Raw genomic sequence first — 15482 nt, 5'->3', positions numbered from 1 at the left:
TCGCCCACCACCACCCTTCCAGCGGATGGGCCGCGCCCATGACCAACATCCCCGAGACCGGCCGGACCCCCCGGGTCCAGATCCGTCTCGTCGTCATCCAGATCCTCGTCCTCTCCCTCCTCGGCACCCTCGGCGGACGCCTCTGGTTCCTCCAGATCCGCAACGGCCAGCAGTACGCCAAGGAAGCCTCCGGCAACCACGTCCAGCAGGTCGTCCAGCCCGCGGTGCGCGGCTCGATCCTCGACGCGCGGGGCGTCCCGATCGCCGACAACGAGACCCGGCTCGTGGTCTCCGCCTCACGCACCGACCTGCTGAAGATGGCCGACGACGGCAAGGCCGTCCTCACCAAGCTCGCCGGCGTGCTGGGCCTCAAGCCCGAGGACGTCATCCAGAAGGTCCGCCTCTGCGACGCCAAGACGCCGCAGCCGTGCTGGAACGGCTCGCCCTACCAGCCGATCCCCATCACCGACAAGGCCACCGCCCGCCAGGCGCTCCAGATCCGCGAACGCTCCGAGGACTTCCCCGGCATCACCGCCGAGCCGGAAGCCGTACGCCGCTACGCCGCCCCCGGCAAGTCCAACACCGCGCAGGTCCTCGGCTACCTCTCGCCCGTCACCGACGACGAGATCACCAAGGCCAAGGACACCGACTCGCCCTACCTGCGCTCCGACCAGGTCGGCCGCTCCGGCCTGGAGCGCGAGTACGACAAGGCCCTGCGCGGCAAGGCCGGCGTCACCCGCTACGAGGTCGACAACCTCGGCCGCGTGATCGGCAAGGCCAAGAGCGACAAGGCCGAACCCGGCGCCAACCTCGTCACCAGCATCGACTCCCGCGTCCAGCGCGTGGCCGAGTACGAGCTGAACTACGCGATGGAAGCGGCCAGGACGCAGTTCGACAAGATCACCGGCGAGAACTACAAGGCCGACTCCGGCGCGGTCGTGGTCATGGAGGCCAAGACCGGCCGCGTGGTCGCCATGGCGTCCAACCCGACGTACGACCCGAACGCCTGGGTCGGCGGGATCTCCGGCAAGGACTACACCGCGCTCACCGGCAAGAAGTCCAACTACCCGCTGCTGAATCGCGCCATACAGGGTCAGTCGGCGCCCGGATCGACGTTCAAGGTGGTCTCCACCGCCGCCGCGGTCCAGGCCGGATACGCCTTCGACGGGCACTACCCGTGCACCAGCTCGTACTCCGTCGGCAGCCAGGTCTTCAAGAACTTCGAGGGAGAGAGCTTCGGCCCGATCTCGCTCGGCCGGGCCCTTGAGGTCTCCTGCGACACCGTCTTCTACGGACTCGCCGACAACGAGTGGAAGAAGGACGGCGGCATCAACCCGAAGAAGACCCCCAAGGACTTCTTCTACAAGACCGCCCACCAGTTCGGACTCGGCAAAGCGACCGGCATCGACCTCCCCAACGAGGTCACCGGCCGCATCCCGGACCGCAAGTGGAAGCTGAACTACTGGAAGGCCAACAAGGACGCCTGGTGCAAGACCGGCAAGAAGGGCGGCACCTACGTCCAGCGGATCGAGTACGAGAACTGCCTCGAAGGCAACAAGATGCGCGAGGGCGACTCGATCAACTACTCCATCGGACAGGGTGACACGCTCCTCACCCCGATCCAGGAAGCCGCCATGTACTCCGCGGTCTCCAACGGCGGCACCCTGTACGCGCCGACCATCGGCAAGGCCGTCGTCAGCGCCGACGGCAAGAGCGTCCAGGAGATCAAGCCGAAGGTCAACGGCAAGCTGCCAGTCAGCAAGGCGACGCTCAAGGGCATGAACGAGGCCTTCGCGGGCGTCGTCACCCGCGGTACCGCCGCCTGGAAGTTCGGCGGCTGGCCGCAGGACAAGATCCCGCTGCACGCCAAGACCGGTACCGCCGAGGTCTACGGCAAGCAGACGACGTCCTGGCTCGCCACGTACTCCAAGGACTACACGATCATCATGACGATCTCCCAGGCCGGTACGGGCTCGGGAGCGTCCGGTGAGGCCGTGCGCAAGATCTACAACGCGCTCTACGGCGTCTCCGCCGACGGCACCATCGACAAGAAGAAGGGCCTCCTGCCCACCCCGCAGAAGGGCCTGCCGAAGATCCAGAGCGACGGCCAGGTCGAATCCGGCGCCATCTCCAAGGACCCGGCCAAGGACCAGCAGGCCAGCCAGGCACCCAAGGACGGCACCACGGACCCGAACCTGCCCGCCGGCACCACCGCCTCGCCCACCGCGGGCAATCGCGTCACCCGAAGGCGCACGGCCCGCCCGCCGAAGGGGCGGGGGAAGAGGATCCTGACATGACCGGAGCCAACAACTTCTCCGTCTCCGGGTACGGACCCGAGCGCGCGGGCTGGACTCGGCTGTTCGCCCGCGACTCGATCGCCCGCAGGCTCGACTGGCCGATACTGCTGTCGGCCATCGCGCTCTCGGGGATCGGCGCGGCCCTCGTCTACTCGGCGACCCGCAACCGCACCGAGATCAACCAGGGCGACCCGTACTACTTCCTCATCCGCCATCTGATGAACGCCGGCATCGGCTTCGGCCTGATGATCGGCACGATCTGGCTCGGCCACCGCACCCTGCGCACGGCCGTGCCGATCCTGTACGGGCTCTCGGTCTTCATGATCCTGCTCGTGCTGACCCCGCTCGGCGCCACGATCAACGGCCAGCGCAACTGGCTGGTCGCGGGCGGCCTCTCGCTCCAGCCCGCCGAGTTCATCAAGATCACGATCATTCTGGGCATGGCCATGCTGCTGGCCACCCGGGTCGACGCGGGCGACAAGCAGTACCCGGACCACCGCACCGTGATGCAGGCACTGGGGCTCGCGGCCGTCCCGATGATGGTCGTGCTGCTCATGCCCGACCTCGGCACGATCATGGTCGCCGTCGTCATCGTGCTCGGCGTCCTGCTCTCCTCCGGCGCCTCCAACCGCTGGGTGTTCGGCCTCATCGGCGCGGGCGCCCTCGGAGCGGTCGCCGCCTGGCGGCTGCACGTGCTCGACGAGTACCAGATCAACCGCTTCGCCGCCTTCGCCAACCCCGACCTCGACCCGGCCGGCGTCGGCTACAACACCAACCAGGCCCGAATCGCCATCGGTTCCGGCGGCCTCTTCGGCACCGGCCTCGGCCACGGCTCGCAGACGACCGGCCAGTTCGTGCCCGAGCAGCAGACCGACTTCGTCTTCACGGTCGCGGGCGAGGAACTGGGCTTCGTGGGCGCGGGCCTGATCCTGCTGCTCCTCGGGATCGTCCTGTGGCGCGCCTGCCGGATCGCCCGCGAGACGACCGAGCTGTACGGCACGATCGTCGCCGCCGGGATCATCGCCTGGTTCGCGTTCCAGTCCTTCGAGAACATCGGCATGACCCTGGGGATCATGCCGGTCGCCGGTCTGCCACTACCGTTCGTCTCCTATGGAGGATCCTCCATGTTCGCGGTCTGGGTGGCGATCGGACTCCTCCAGTCGATCGCGGTGCAACGCCCGATGTCGGCCTAGCCGCGGCGGGCCCCTGACGGAGCCCGGACGGAATCCCGGCGTCGGACCCCGGGTGTCGCCTCGGAGAACGCGAGGCGACACCCGGTCCAACGGGAACGAGACGGGAAAAGTCGGCCCCCGGCCAAGCAGGGGCCGGTTGGGTACTGCCCAGCGCCCGCAAACGCGTCTAGATTCGGTTCATGGCGGACACGAAGCGCGAGATCGAGCGCAAGTACGAAGGTCCCGCGGCCGACGGCGGCACCGAGATGCCGGACCTGAGCGGAGTCCCGGGCGTCGCGGGCGTCGTGGACAAGGGCGTCGCCGAACTCGACGCCACCTACTACGACACCCCCGACCAGCGTCTCGCCACCGCCTCCCTCACCCTGCGCCGCCGCACCGGCGGCTCCGACGCCGGCTGGCACCTGAAGCTCCCCGTCTCCGAGGGCGTCCGCGACGAGATCCAGGCCTCCCTCTCCGACACCGTGCCCCGCGCGATCGCCGGCCTCGTCCGCTCCCGCGTGCGCGACGCCGACCTCGTGCCCCTCGTACGCCTGCGCTCCGCCCGCGACGTCCGCCACCTCGTCGACGGCTCGGGCGCCCTGCTCGCCGAGGTCAGCCTCGACCGCGTCCGCGCGGACCGGCTCGGCGCGGGCAAGGGAACCGCCGAATGGACCGAACTCGAAGTGGAACTCGCCGACGACGGCGACCCCGCCTTCCTCGACAAGGTCGAGAAGAAACTCCGCAAGGCCGGCCTGAGCCGCTCCGCCTCCCCCTCCAAGCTGGCCAGGGCGCTGGCCACCACCGGCACGCGCGCCAAGAAGAAGCCCGCCCCCGCCGGGGACCCCGTCACCGCGGGCGACCACGTCCTCGCCTACCTGCGTGCCCAGTACGACGCCATCGTCGACCTCGACCCTGCCGTCCGCCGCGACCTCCCCGACTCCGTGCACAGCATGCGCGTCGCCACCCGCCGCATGCGCAGCACCTTCCGCTCGTACGGGAAGATCCTCGACCGCGCCGTCACCGACCCGATCGGCGACGAGCTGAAGTGGCTGGCCGGCGAGCTCGGCGTCGACCGCGACCAGGAAGTCCTCACCGAGCGCCTCACCGAGTCCCTCGGCAGGCTGCCCCGCACCCTGCTCTCCGGACCCGTCCGCACCCGGCTGCGCACCTGGGCGCACGCCCGTCACTCAGGCTCACGGCGCCGCCTGATCGCCGTCCTGGACGGCAAGCGGTACCTGGCCCTCCTGACCGCGCTCGACGCGCTCGTGACCGCCCCGCCGCTCCTCAAGGCGGCCGGGGGCGACCCCGCGAAGGTGATCACGAAGGCCGTCCGCAAGGACTTCGGCACGGTCGCCGGCCTCGTCGAGCAGGCCCTCGACCGGCCCCCGGGCGCCGACCGCGACCACGCGATGCACGAGGCCCGCAAGAAGGCCAAGCGCACCCGCTACGCGGCCGAGGCCGCCACCCCGGCCCTCGGCGGCCCGGCCGCCGGCCTGGTCAAGTCGATGAAGTCGCTCCAGAGCCTGCTCGGCGACCACCAGGACAGCGTGATGACCCGCGAGGCCCTGCGGGAACTGTCGGCCCTGGCGCACGCGGCGGGGGAGAGCTCCTTCACCTACGGAGTGCTCTACGGCCGCGAGGAGCAGCGCGCCCAGGCGGCCGAGGCGGCGCTGCCGGAGGCCTGGGAGCGGATCGGGGCACAGACGGCGGTCTGAGACCGTTGCCGGGGCCGTGAACCGGCTCGGAGCTGGGGCTTTGCTCCGCCTGCCGGGCCGGGTGTCCGTCCGGCGGTGCGGCGGGCCCCTCCGGCCGCGTTACGCTAGATGGTCACCCCCATCAGCTCACGAAGGTTCGCGAGATGCCTGCCGAAACCGCCGTGTCGGTCTTCCCACAGCTCGAAGCTCTGCTCCCGCATGTGCAGAAGCCGATCCAGTACGTCGGCGGAGAGCTCAACTCCACGGTCAAGCCCTGGGAGTCGTGTGACGTCCGCTGGGCCCTGATGTACCCCGACGCCTACGAGGTCGGCCTGCCCAACCAGGGCGTCATGATCCTCTACGAGGTACTGAACGAGCGCGAGGGCGTCCTCGCCGAGCGCACGTACAGCGTGTGGCCGGACCTCGAGGAACTGATGCGCGAGCACCGGGTCCCGCAGTTCACCGTGGACAGCCACCGCCCGGTGAAGGCCTTCGACGTGTTCGGTCTGTCCTTCTCCACGGAGCTGGGCTACACGAACATGCTCACGGCCCTGGACCTGGCCGGCATCCCGCTGGAGTCCAAGGACCGCACGCTCGACGACCCGATCGTCCTCGCGGGCGGCCACGCGGCCTTCAACCCCGAGCCGATCGCCGACTTCATCGACGCGGCGATCATCGGTGACGGCGAGCAGGCCGTGCTCGACATGACGGAGATCATCCGCGCCTGGAAGGCGGAGGGCCGCCCCGGCGGCCGCGAGGAGGTCCTCTTCCGCCTCGCGAGGACGGGCAACGTCTACATCCCGGCGTTCTACGACGTCGAGTACCTCGCCGACGGCCGGATCGCCCGTGTCGTGCCCAACAAGTCGGGCGTCCCGTGGCGCGTGTCCAAGCACACGGTGATGGACCTGGACGAGTGGCCCTACCCGAAGCAGCCCCTGGTCCCTCTGGCCGAGACGGTCCACGAGCGCATGTCCGTGGAGATCTTCCGCGGCTGCACCCGCGGCTGCCGCTTCTGCCAGGCGGGCATGATCACCCGCCCGGTGCGTGAGCGTTCGATCACGGGCATCGGCGAGATGGTCGAGAAGGGCCTGAAGGCCACGGGCTTCGAGGAGGTGGGCCTGCTGTCGCTCTCCTCGGCCGACCACTCGGAGATCGGCGACATCGCCAAGGGCCTCGCGGACCGCTACGAGGAAGACAAGATCGGCCTCTCCCTCCCCTCCACCCGCGTGGACGCCTTCAACGTCGACCTGGCCAACGAGCTGACCCGCAACGGCCGTCGCTCGGGCCTGACGTTCGCCCCCGAGGGCGGCTCGGAGCGCATGCGCAAGGTCATCAACAAGATGGTCTCGGAAGAGGACCTCATCCGGACCGTCTCCACCGCCTACGGCAACGGCTGGCGCCAGGTGAAGCTGTACTTCATGTGCGGCCTGCCGACGGAGACGGACGAGGACGTCATGCAGATCGCCGACATGGCGATGAACGTGATCGCCGAGGGCCGCAAGGTCTCCGGCCAGAACGACATCCGCTGCACGGTGTCCATCGGCGGCTTCGTCCCCAAGCCGCACACCCCCTTCCAGTGGGCGCCGCAGCTGTCCGCCGAGGACACGGACGCCCGTCTCACGAAGCTCCGCGACAAGATCCGCGGCGACAAGAAGTACGGTCGCTCGATCGGCTTCCGCTACCACGACGGCAAGCCGGGCATCGTCGAGGGCCTGCTGTCCCGCGGCGACCGCCGCATCGGCTCGGTCATCCGCGCCGTCTACGAGGACGGCGGCCGCTTCGACGGCTGGCGCGAGCACTTCTCGTACGACCGCTGGATGGCCTGCGCCGACAAGGCCCTGGTCCCCTTCGGCGTCGACGTCGACTGGTACACGACGCGCGAGCGCACCTACGAGGAGGTCCTCCCCTGGGACCACCTGGACTCGGGCCTCGACAAGGACTGGCTCTGGGAGGACTGGCAGGACTCCCTCGACGAGACAGAGGTCGAGGACTGCCGCTGGACCCCGTGCTTCGACTGCGGGGTGTGTCCGCAGATGGACACCAGCATCCAGATCGGCCCCACCGGCAAGAAGTTGCTGCCGCTGACGGTGAAGAACGCTGGGCCGACGCCGGCGTCGAGCGGTCACAGCCACTGACGTGAGTGACGCACTCGATCGGGTGGCCGAGGCTCCGGCGCGAGCGAGCGAGGCCGCGGTGTCGGCGGCGGTCGGCGGTCGGCGTCCCGCTCCCTCGCCGGTCTGCGCCGTCCTTCCGGGCGCTCCAGCCAGCCCCTGAGGCTGCGCCGCACATCGTCTCCGAGGTGGAGTGGGTCTGAGCGGTCGCGCGCTGCTCAGCGGACTCACGACGCCTTGAGCCCCCTTCCTTGGTTTGGGAGGGGGCTCTTTGCCGTTCGCTGATGTCTTGGCCGACGCTGTGGTCCGGGCGTCAGCTCAGGCGTCCACCGAGTCCGCCGGCAGGTGTGATCTCGGCGATGCGGGCGAGGTCGTCGGCGGTCAGCGTGAGGTCGGCCGCAGCGATGCTCTGTGAGGATCTGAGAACGGGCATCTCGTGGGCATGAAGAACTGTCCGCCGCAGTTCGAGGCGGACGCGGTCCGCTGTACCGCGATCCAGTGTCGCGTGTGTCCAGGACCAAGGGTCAAGGCCGTTCGCGCGGACTGCCCCGCGCACCGCAGCCGTTCGATCGCAGCATGGTGGAAGCCGCTGCTTCATCCGCTTTCCTTGGCCGATGCGCGAAGTTCGTCGATTCCCGCTGCATCCGTGTCCTTGATGGATCCGGAGAGGCGATGAACGACCACCCAGCGGTCGTCGGGCAACGCTCCAGCGAAGACCCTCGATTTTCGGGTGGCACCGTTGTGGTAGGTCAGCGGCAGATCTCCGACCCGGCGCCAGGTGAGCGCCGGCTCACCGAGGGTCTTGTCGACGAGCAGTCCGGTGAGCAGGCCAGCGGTTGTACGAGTGCTGGCCCACATGCCACCCGCGGGCAGGATGGCTCCGGTCATGTCCCATGGCTTCACGGGGCGGCCGAACCAGTTCGACGCCAGTAGACGCTGATCCGCGGGTGGTCTGGCGGTGACCGCCCCTGCGGGCAAGCCGAGAGGCACGAGCACGTGATCACCGACCAGTTGCTCGTAGTTCTGGCCGGCAGCCGACATGAGTGCAGCGCCAAGCACGGCGTACCCGAAGTTGGAATACTCCTCGCGCTTGCCCGGGCTTGCGGTGACCAAGCCGTCGAGACGACCCACGAGCTGTTCGAGTTGAGTCTGCGTGAAGTCCCTGTACGGGTTGAACAGGCCCGTGTCAGGAGGCAGCCGCGGAAGGCCAGAGGTGTGGTCGGCGAGGTGTCGAAGGGTGACACCGGTACCTGCCGGCGCGCTCAGCCACCGTTCGACCGGGTCGTCGAGGGAAACGACGTGCTTCTCGGCAAGCACGGCAAGCACGGTTCCGGTCAGGACCTTGGTGAACGAGCCCAGCTCCACGTACGCGTCGGGATCATGCCGGCCGGTCACACGAGGAGCGTCGAGGTGACTGCCGATGACGCAGGTGGGAGGGCGTCGCACGGGGAGCCTTTCAGTCGGCGGAAGCGGCCGCTACCGGTTCGCGGTTACGTGCCGCACTGCTTCCGGTTCCGTCCGTCGCTGCTCTCTCCTTGCGGCGTACGCTCAGCTTTCGCGCTGCATGCAGTGCACGGGACAGTTCCGGCGACAGGAAGACGAGGTCACACGCAATCATCGTCAATGCGAATCCGGTGAGCCCCATGAAAAAGCCGATGGAGATGTGGAAACCGATGGACGCGGCAGCCGCCCATGGGCGTAAGGACCGTACCAGGACTCCCATGGGGAAATAGACGAGAAAGATGACAGTTGCATAGGTGCCGAGGTACACCAACAGGTCGTTGTTGTACACGAAATGCGAAATTCCGGGGAGCTCGAATTCTGGTACCCTCATGATGTAGAAGAGCGCGGTTCCGTCCTGCCACGCCTGTCCCTGCACCTTGTAAAGCCCGCTGACCATGTAGACCAAGCAGATCTGCACCGCGATCGCGGCGACACCCAGGTTGTGCAGTGGGGTACCGGCAGCTCGAAGGGCCTTGGGTATGCGCTGTATCACCCGTCGCCCCAGAGGAGAGCGCAAGGAGAAATGGTCATAGCAGCGCGTGAGAAGCAGCATGGGGACGACGAGCTGCATGAGGTTGTCGCCGCCGTCCATCAGTGCCGACTGCCGCTGGTAGAGCGACCACAGAAATATGGCGTGCACCGCCAGGACGGGCCGGCCTCCGATACCCAGCGTGACGGCCAAAGCAGCGATCAGTCCGAGGTGGAATAAAACTTCGAACACGACCGGCGAGTTGCTCCATGCGTAGACACTGAAACTCCCCGAGTCCCTCAGCTCGTCAAGGAAGAGATGGTAGGGCAGCAGTGTGTCGTTTCCGGGGCCGAAGAGGTAGCGCCGGTCACCGTACTGGCTGACATAGAACATGAGGCCGACGAACCCCAGTAATGCACGGGTTCCCGACACACCCAGGACCGCGGCAGGACGGCTGGCCCAGGTGTCGATTTTGTCTAATAGTTTCACTGCAGATCAGCAGCTTTCTTCCAAGGGAAGTCGTAGGCGTCGACCTTGTCGTGTGCGTGGGGGTTGTCTCTCTGCGACCAAGGCGGGAGAGACTGGACGTACATCCGGACCTGCACTGCTTGGAGACGACGACCGCCCGTGCACGCCTGAGTCATCTGGGTCAGGGCATACCTCGAGAGATAGTTCACCGCTTGATTGCGCGTGCGCTTCTCGTTCGGCAGCAGCGGAATGGGATTCTTTCCCGGTTTCTTCGCCTTTCCCTTTTCTTTCTGCTCGCGGAGGCGTCTCAGGAGGTCGTCGGTCGAGTTGTACTGTTGGATGCCGTTGCTGACCACCCGGGACATTCGCGAGGGAAAGAACCTGTCGTTCCGGACCCTCTGGATAGATGGGCCCGTCACGTCGTAGTACTTCGTGACCTCGCCGTCGCTGCAGCGGCCCCGCGCGATGATCCCCTGGTCGACCATCACCGGATCAGGGGCGAAGAGCATCCAGTTCTGCGAGAAGTACGGTTCGAGATAGGCGTCCAGGAGCGGCGCCAATTGCACCTTGGCCGGACTCAGCGGCGTCTGGGAGAAGGCCGCAATGGAGAAGTGGGCGCCCAGGAGGGCGGCACCGGCAAGCAGTACCGCCCTCTGGACGCGACGAGTCGCCGTCACCTATCGAACGCGGTCGCGCTGGAGACGCTGCCGGAGATGTTGGCCGGCGGGCTGAAAATCCCGCCGAGGCTCAGGTTGTCCGTCAGCGCTCCCACGGCGTGGCCCACGGAAGGGCAGGCAGCCCTGGCGTGCACGGCTGCCCGGGCGGCCGCCCGGCCGACCGCGCTTGCGGCAGCCTTGGGCGCAACGGCCTCACCCTTGCTGACGGCCACCTTCTCGGTCACCGGCGCCACAGGCGTGGCCTGGGCCGAGCCCTGCATGGTCAGTGCAAGGCACGTACCTGCGACAGCGGCACCGATGACGGCACCGACAGTTCGCTTTTGCATTGTTCCCCATTTCGTTTTGTCGATCATTGCCCACAGCCCCACGGTTCCCGGATCCCGTCGGCGCCTCCGGATGAGAGCGCCACTGATCACCGAGGATGTCCCCCGCGTCCGGAGCTGGAGTCGACTGCGCAGCAACCACGGAGCAAACAAGTCCCAACATCTAGAAAGCCAGGACCTTGGTCGCGTTCGCTCCTGATGGCTAACTTAGCGTGCCTATGATCATGGGACAAGTGATATTTATGAGGCTCCTGTGACTGAAAAGCGACACATCGATCGATCGTTTCTGGAATAAATGAGGCGAAACGAACGAAAACATCCGATACTGCACCTTGCTGAGTTGTGGCGTTTTGTGTTTGCTTTGTCGCACGCCAGGTGAGCCCCTGGCGGCCCTGCGTCGGTCGACCCTGGAGGCGGCGCTTGCCAACGAAAGGGAACAGTCGGTGATGAAGGTGGACGTCGCTATCGTGGGGACGGGTCCGAACGGGCTGGCGGCTGCAGTCGTGATGGCTCGCGCAGGATTGCAGGTGAAACTTTTCGAAGGTCACCACGAGATCGGTGGCGGCCTGCGCACCACGTCACTGTTCGACGCTGACATCACACACGACGTATGCGCGGCCGTTCACCCCATGGCAGCCGCGTCGCGGTTCTTCCGAGAGTTCGATCCGGCCTCGCGTGGGGTGCGCTTACGTCTGCCTGAGATCAGCTACGCCCACCCACTACCCGACGGCACAGCTGCCCTGGCTCACCACGACCTAGAGGCAACCTGTGATCGTCTGGGGGCAGACGGCGAACCCTGGCGACGCATGATGACTCCCCTGCTGGAGCGCAGCTCCGACGTAGTCGACCTCGCCCTTTCCCACCAGCGCGCCATTCCGGAGGACCTGCTCGTCGCAGTCAGGTTCGCTGCGCGGACTCTCTCGCTCGGCACCCGGCTGGGAAAACGCACTCTGGTAACCGAAGCCGGCAAGGCCCTGCTGACCGGTGTTGCGGCACACGCTGTGGGACGACTTCCAAGTCTTGCGTCCGGCGCGATCGCACTGCTGCTGGGGCACCTTGCCCACGGTAGCGGCTGGCCCCTTTCGGAAGGCGGCAGCAGCCGTATTGCCGAGGCCCTGGCCGCGGACATCACCGCGCACGGTGGCACGTTCCACACCGGATGCAAGATCGATGATCTGAGGCAACTACAGGGATCGAAGGTGGTGCTGTTCGACACCGCCCCGAAAGGTCTTCTCCAAGCCGCCGGTGACTTGCTCCCCGCCCGTTACGCCCGCCACCTCTCCCGCTTCCGCCACGGCCCCGGGGCCGCCAAGGTGGACTTCCTCGTCAACGCTCCCATCCCTTGGAAGGACCCTGACGTAGGTTTGGCGGGCACCGTACACCTCGGTGGGACGCAGGCGCAGATACGTCACCAAGAAGGCCTCGTCGCCGCGGGTAACGTCGCACCACAGCCCTTCGTACTGGTCGTCGACCCTGCCGTGACCGACCCCACTCGGGCCCGGGACGGAAAGCGGCCGGTGTGGGCCTACGCCCACGTACCGAACGGGAGCTCCCAGGACCCCGTGCCCATGGTGCAGGCACGTATCGAACAGTACGCGCCCGGCTTCACGGAAACCGTCGTCGCCAGCCGCGGTATCAGCGCCCGCGACTACGAGGCCTACAACCCCAACTACGTCGGCGGGGACATCAACGGCGGTGCTGTGACCCTGAAGCAGAGCGTGCTCCGCCCGGCCCCCCGGGTGAATCCCTACCGCACGCCGCTCCGCGGCGTGTACCTGTGCTCCGCATCCACACCGCCAGGACCTGGCGTGCACGGAATGTCCGGTTACCTGGCCGCCCGTTCCGTGCTGAGGCACGAATTCGGCATTCGCACAACACCGATCCTTGCCCCCTGACCAGATCGCCTGCACAAGTCCATGAGGTGGCGGGCGTGACGCCGCCGAGGTCCCTCGTGCACAGGCTGCGCGGCATGGGCACGTCGCTTACTTGGCCTGGCCCGGGCCTGTACGACCGCGGACCGGACTTGCGTTAATGTGCGAGCCATGACAGCTGATGAACGTGAAAAGCCTGGCACGGAGCACGAGTTAGCGGCGTCTCCCTGGAGCTGGGGAGGCCTGGGCCCGATCGGCGGCTTCCTCTTGATGCTCTCTGGACTCGGTTTGCTCCTGTGGGCGTTTCTGGGCCGGGCAAGTTCCAGCCCTTCACTGATCTACCAGGCTGCGAAGGTCGTGGCGATCGGCCTGGTGGTCACCGGTACGACTCTGATGGCGCGCCGACGCGACTCGTCACGACGCCCCGAGGCGGAGACAGAGCCTCCTCCACGATCGTGAGGAGCTGTTGTCTCTTCCGATCGAGTGCGTGCCGGACGGTGCTGATGCTGCAACCTGCCGGCTCGGCGATTTGGGGTTGCCGTAACTGCTTTTCCTGGTAGAGCTGTTGAACGCTCCGTGGGGCCGGGACTCCCTGTCGTAGGGAGGCGCATGCCCGCCGGAACCCGGCGACGGGGGCGTCGGTCTCGACGGGCAGGAGGCGGAAGGCACCGGACGGCCAGATCATGGCGGGGAGCTTCGACGCCCGGTGGCTCACGTCCTCGTCACTGCGGTCGGGCCAGGCCGGGCGGGGGTGGCGGTACCCTAGCGCAGGCGGGTGATGAGGGTGTCCTGCATCCGCTTGGCGAGTCCCTTGTCGGAGACGTTCGCTTCGGTCATGACCGCGATCAACTGTGCGTTTGGATCTCGGCTCACGCTCCCCTGTCAACCCGAGACCAACTCGCGTAACAGCGCAAGGTCTGCCTTCGTCCACGCGACCTCAACGGCGTACTGCTTCTGGTCTGCCGCGCTTCATGTTCCGATTCGCTTCGCCGTATCGGTCAACGTAGCGTCGTTTTGCCTGAGTTGGTGTATGGCCGCAGATGGACACGAGCATCCAAATCGGCCCCACCGGCAAGAAGTTGCTGCCGCTGACGGTGAAGAACGCTGGGCCGACGCCGGCGTCGAGCGGTCACAGCCACTGACGGGTCTGCGTCGGCTCGGGCGTGACGGTGTAGCCGCGAGCTCCTTCCCGGGCCGGGAAGGAGCTCGTCGGCGTTTGGTGGGGTCGTTGTCGAACGGCCTCGGACGTGTGGGCGGTGGAGAAGGTCAGGCCGGGGTGCCTGCGTCCTGGGAAGCCGTGTAGGCCTCGGGGCCCTGTTCCGCCGCCGCCGGCTCCATCCACATGACCTGCCAGCCGTGGCCGTCGAGGTCGAAGAAGCTGCGGGAGTACATGAAGCCGTAGTCCTCGGCGCCGTCCGCCTCGGTGGCGCCCGCCGCCAGCGCGGCGGCGCTGACCGAGTCGACCTCGTCACGGGACGACACGCTGAAGGAGTAGAGCGCCAGCGCGTGCGTGGTGGGATCGGCCATCGGCAGTTTCGAGAACTCGGCGAACTTCTCGCGGCTGAGCAGCATGACGAAGGCGTGCTCGCCGACCGGCATACAGGCGGCGGTCTCGTCGGTGAAGTTCGGGTTGAAGCCGAACCCGAGCTTGGCGAAGAACGCCTTGCTGCGTTCGAGGTCCACCACGGGGATGTTCACGAACAGCATGCGGCCGGGGTGCGCGGGAGTGGTCATGGTGGGTCTCCAGTCGGTGGCTCGATGGCGTACGTCCTGGTAGACCGGCGCGGTCCGTGGAACTCATCGGTGGATCGCAGAGGTGATTTCGGCTTTGCCGCGTCGGGCTCGGCGGCTTCGCCGGGCTCGGTGGCATGGGCGGGGGAGAGCCCGGGTGGCGGCGTGTGGTGACGTCTTGAGCTCGTTGTATCGGCGTTCATTGATCCAGCCTTGTGTGCTGGATCGAAAAGCGTCAACATAGAGGCATGTCGAAACAAGAGCATGAGGTGACCGCGTGAGCGCTTCGCTCGGGCGGCGCGGCCTGGCCGAACTGGTGGGGACGGCCGCGTTGGTCGCGGTGGTGGTCGGCTCGGGCATCCAGGCGACGGAGCTGTCGCCGGACGTCGGCGTGCAACTGCTCGCCAACTCCCTGGCCGCCGTCTTCGGCCTGGCCGTGCTGATCACGCTGTTCGGGCCGGTCTCCGGGGCGCACTTCAACCCCGTCGTCACCCTGGCCGCCTGGGTCACGGGGCGGCGGAGCGGCGACGGACCGACCGCTCGCGAGGTGGCCGTGTACGTCCCCGCGCAAACCATGGGTGCGATCGGCGGGGCGGTGCTGGCCGATGCGATGTTCGCCGAACCGCTGGTGAAGTGGTCCACGCACGACCGCTCCGCCGGTCATCTGTGGCTCGGCGAGATCGTGGCGACGGCCGGACTCGTCCTGCTGGTCCTCGGGCTGGCCCGGACCGGTCGCGCCCACCTCGCGTCGGCGGCGGTGCCCGTCTACATCGGTGCCGCGTACTGGTTCACGTCCTCCACCTCGTTCGCGAACCCGGCGGTGACGGTCGGCCGGGCCTTCACCGACACGTTCGCGGGAATCGCCCCGACTTCCGTCGCCCCGTTCGTCGCCGCGCAACTGGCCGGTGCCGCTGTCGGCCTGGGTCTGCTGGTGGCCGTGTTCGGCCGACCGGCGCCCGCCGCCACGGACGTCCTCGCCCCTCGCGGCGAACCCGAAGTCGCCCCGTCCGCTCCCTGAACCGTCCGCTCCCTGAACCGTCCGCTCCCTGAACCGTCCGCTCCCAGGCCCGCCTGCTCCCAGGCCCGCCTGCTCCCAGGCCCGCCTGCTCCCAGGCCCGCCTGCTCCCAGGCCCGCCTGCTCCCAGGCCCGCCTGCTCCCAGACCCG

At 67.6% G+C, this 15482-nt stretch carries 11 protein-coding genes; 6 read left to right on the top strand and 5 right to left on the bottom strand.

Annotated features, from left to right (window positions below):
- Positions 1-38 precede the first annotated feature (38 nt).
- The 4 genes from mrdA to ACZ4AA_RS02560 all read left to right on the top strand — a co-directional run bounded on the left by mrdA (position 39) and on the right by ACZ4AA_RS02560 (position 7298).
- Positions 39-2297, top strand: a complete 2259-nt coding sequence (gene mrdA, locus ACZ4AA_RS02575) for a penicillin-binding protein 2 (RefSeq protein ID WP_467594009.1) — start codon at positions 39-41, stop codon at positions 2295-2297.
- Entirely contained in the window at positions 2294-3490 is a 1197-nt protein-coding gene (rodA, locus tag ACZ4AA_RS02570) for a rod shape-determining protein RodA (protein ID WP_467594007.1), read from the top strand. Before mrdA ends, rodA begins: the two co-directional genes overlap by 4 nt.
- 179 nt (positions 3491-3669) lie before the next feature.
- Positions 3670-5184 (top strand): CYTH and CHAD domain-containing protein, encoded by a 1515-nt coding sequence (locus ACZ4AA_RS02565; RefSeq protein WP_467594004.1) that lies wholly within the window; start codon positions 3670-3672, stop codon positions 5182-5184.
- A gap of 143 nt (positions 5185-5327) precedes the next feature.
- Positions 5328-7298 carry a TIGR03960 family B12-binding radical SAM protein gene (locus ACZ4AA_RS02560; RefSeq protein WP_467594001.1) on the top strand — a complete coding sequence of 657 codons (1971 nt, stop codon included), beginning with the start codon at positions 5328-5330 and terminating at the stop codon, positions 7296-7298.
- Positions 7299-7868: 570 nt separating this feature from the next.
- Here the strand turns inward: ACZ4AA_RS02560 and ACZ4AA_RS02555 are convergent.
- From ACZ4AA_RS02555 to ACZ4AA_RS02540, 4 genes are all read right to left on the bottom strand, one after another.
- Complete coding sequence (locus ACZ4AA_RS02555) at positions 7869-8669, bottom strand: serine hydrolase domain-containing protein (protein WP_467593998.1); 801 nt, start codon at positions 8667-8669, stop codon at positions 7869-7871.
- 61 nt (positions 8670-8730) lie between these two features.
- Positions 8731-9639, bottom strand: a complete 909-nt coding sequence (locus ACZ4AA_RS02550; protein ID WP_467593995.1) for an HTTM domain-containing protein — start codon at positions 9637-9639, stop codon at positions 8731-8733.
- Between the two features lie 92 nt (positions 9640-9731).
- Positions 9732-10391, bottom strand: coding sequence for a DUF5819 family protein (locus ACZ4AA_RS02545; RefSeq protein ID WP_467593992.1), 660 nt, complete (start codon positions 10389-10391; stop codon positions 9732-9734).
- Positions 10388-10744, bottom strand: a complete 357-nt coding sequence (locus tag ACZ4AA_RS02540; protein ID WP_467593989.1) for a hypothetical protein — start codon at positions 10742-10744, stop codon at positions 10388-10390. The genes ACZ4AA_RS02545 and ACZ4AA_RS02540 overlap by 4 nt, the downstream gene beginning before the upstream one ends.
- Before the next feature lie 416 nt (positions 10745-11160).
- Here ACZ4AA_RS02540 and ACZ4AA_RS02535 point away from each other — a divergent pair, with 416 nt between their 5' ends.
- Complete coding sequence (locus ACZ4AA_RS02535) at positions 11161-12609, top strand: phytoene desaturase family protein (RefSeq protein ID WP_467595106.1); 1449 nt, start codon at positions 11161-11163, stop codon at positions 12607-12609.
- 1242 nt (positions 12610-13851) lie between these two features.
- Here ACZ4AA_RS02535 and ACZ4AA_RS02530 read toward each other — a convergent pair.
- Positions 13852-14319 (bottom strand): VOC family protein, encoded by a 468-nt coding sequence (locus tag ACZ4AA_RS02530; protein WP_467593984.1) that lies wholly within the window; start codon positions 14317-14319, stop codon positions 13852-13854.
- 274 nt (positions 14320-14593) lie between these two features.
- On the opposite strand from ACZ4AA_RS02530, the gene ACZ4AA_RS02525 reads away from it, so the two are divergent.
- Entirely contained in the window at positions 14594-15334 is a 741-nt protein-coding gene (locus ACZ4AA_RS02525) for an aquaporin (protein ID WP_467593980.1), read from the top strand.
- Positions 15335-15482: the final 148 nt, after the last annotated feature.

It is taken from the genome of Streptomyces sp. NPDC024698 (genome assembly GCF_055559015.1).
The sequence above is the reverse complement of the archived record's forward strand: the minus strand, read 5'-3'. Positions and strand labels throughout refer to the sequence as shown.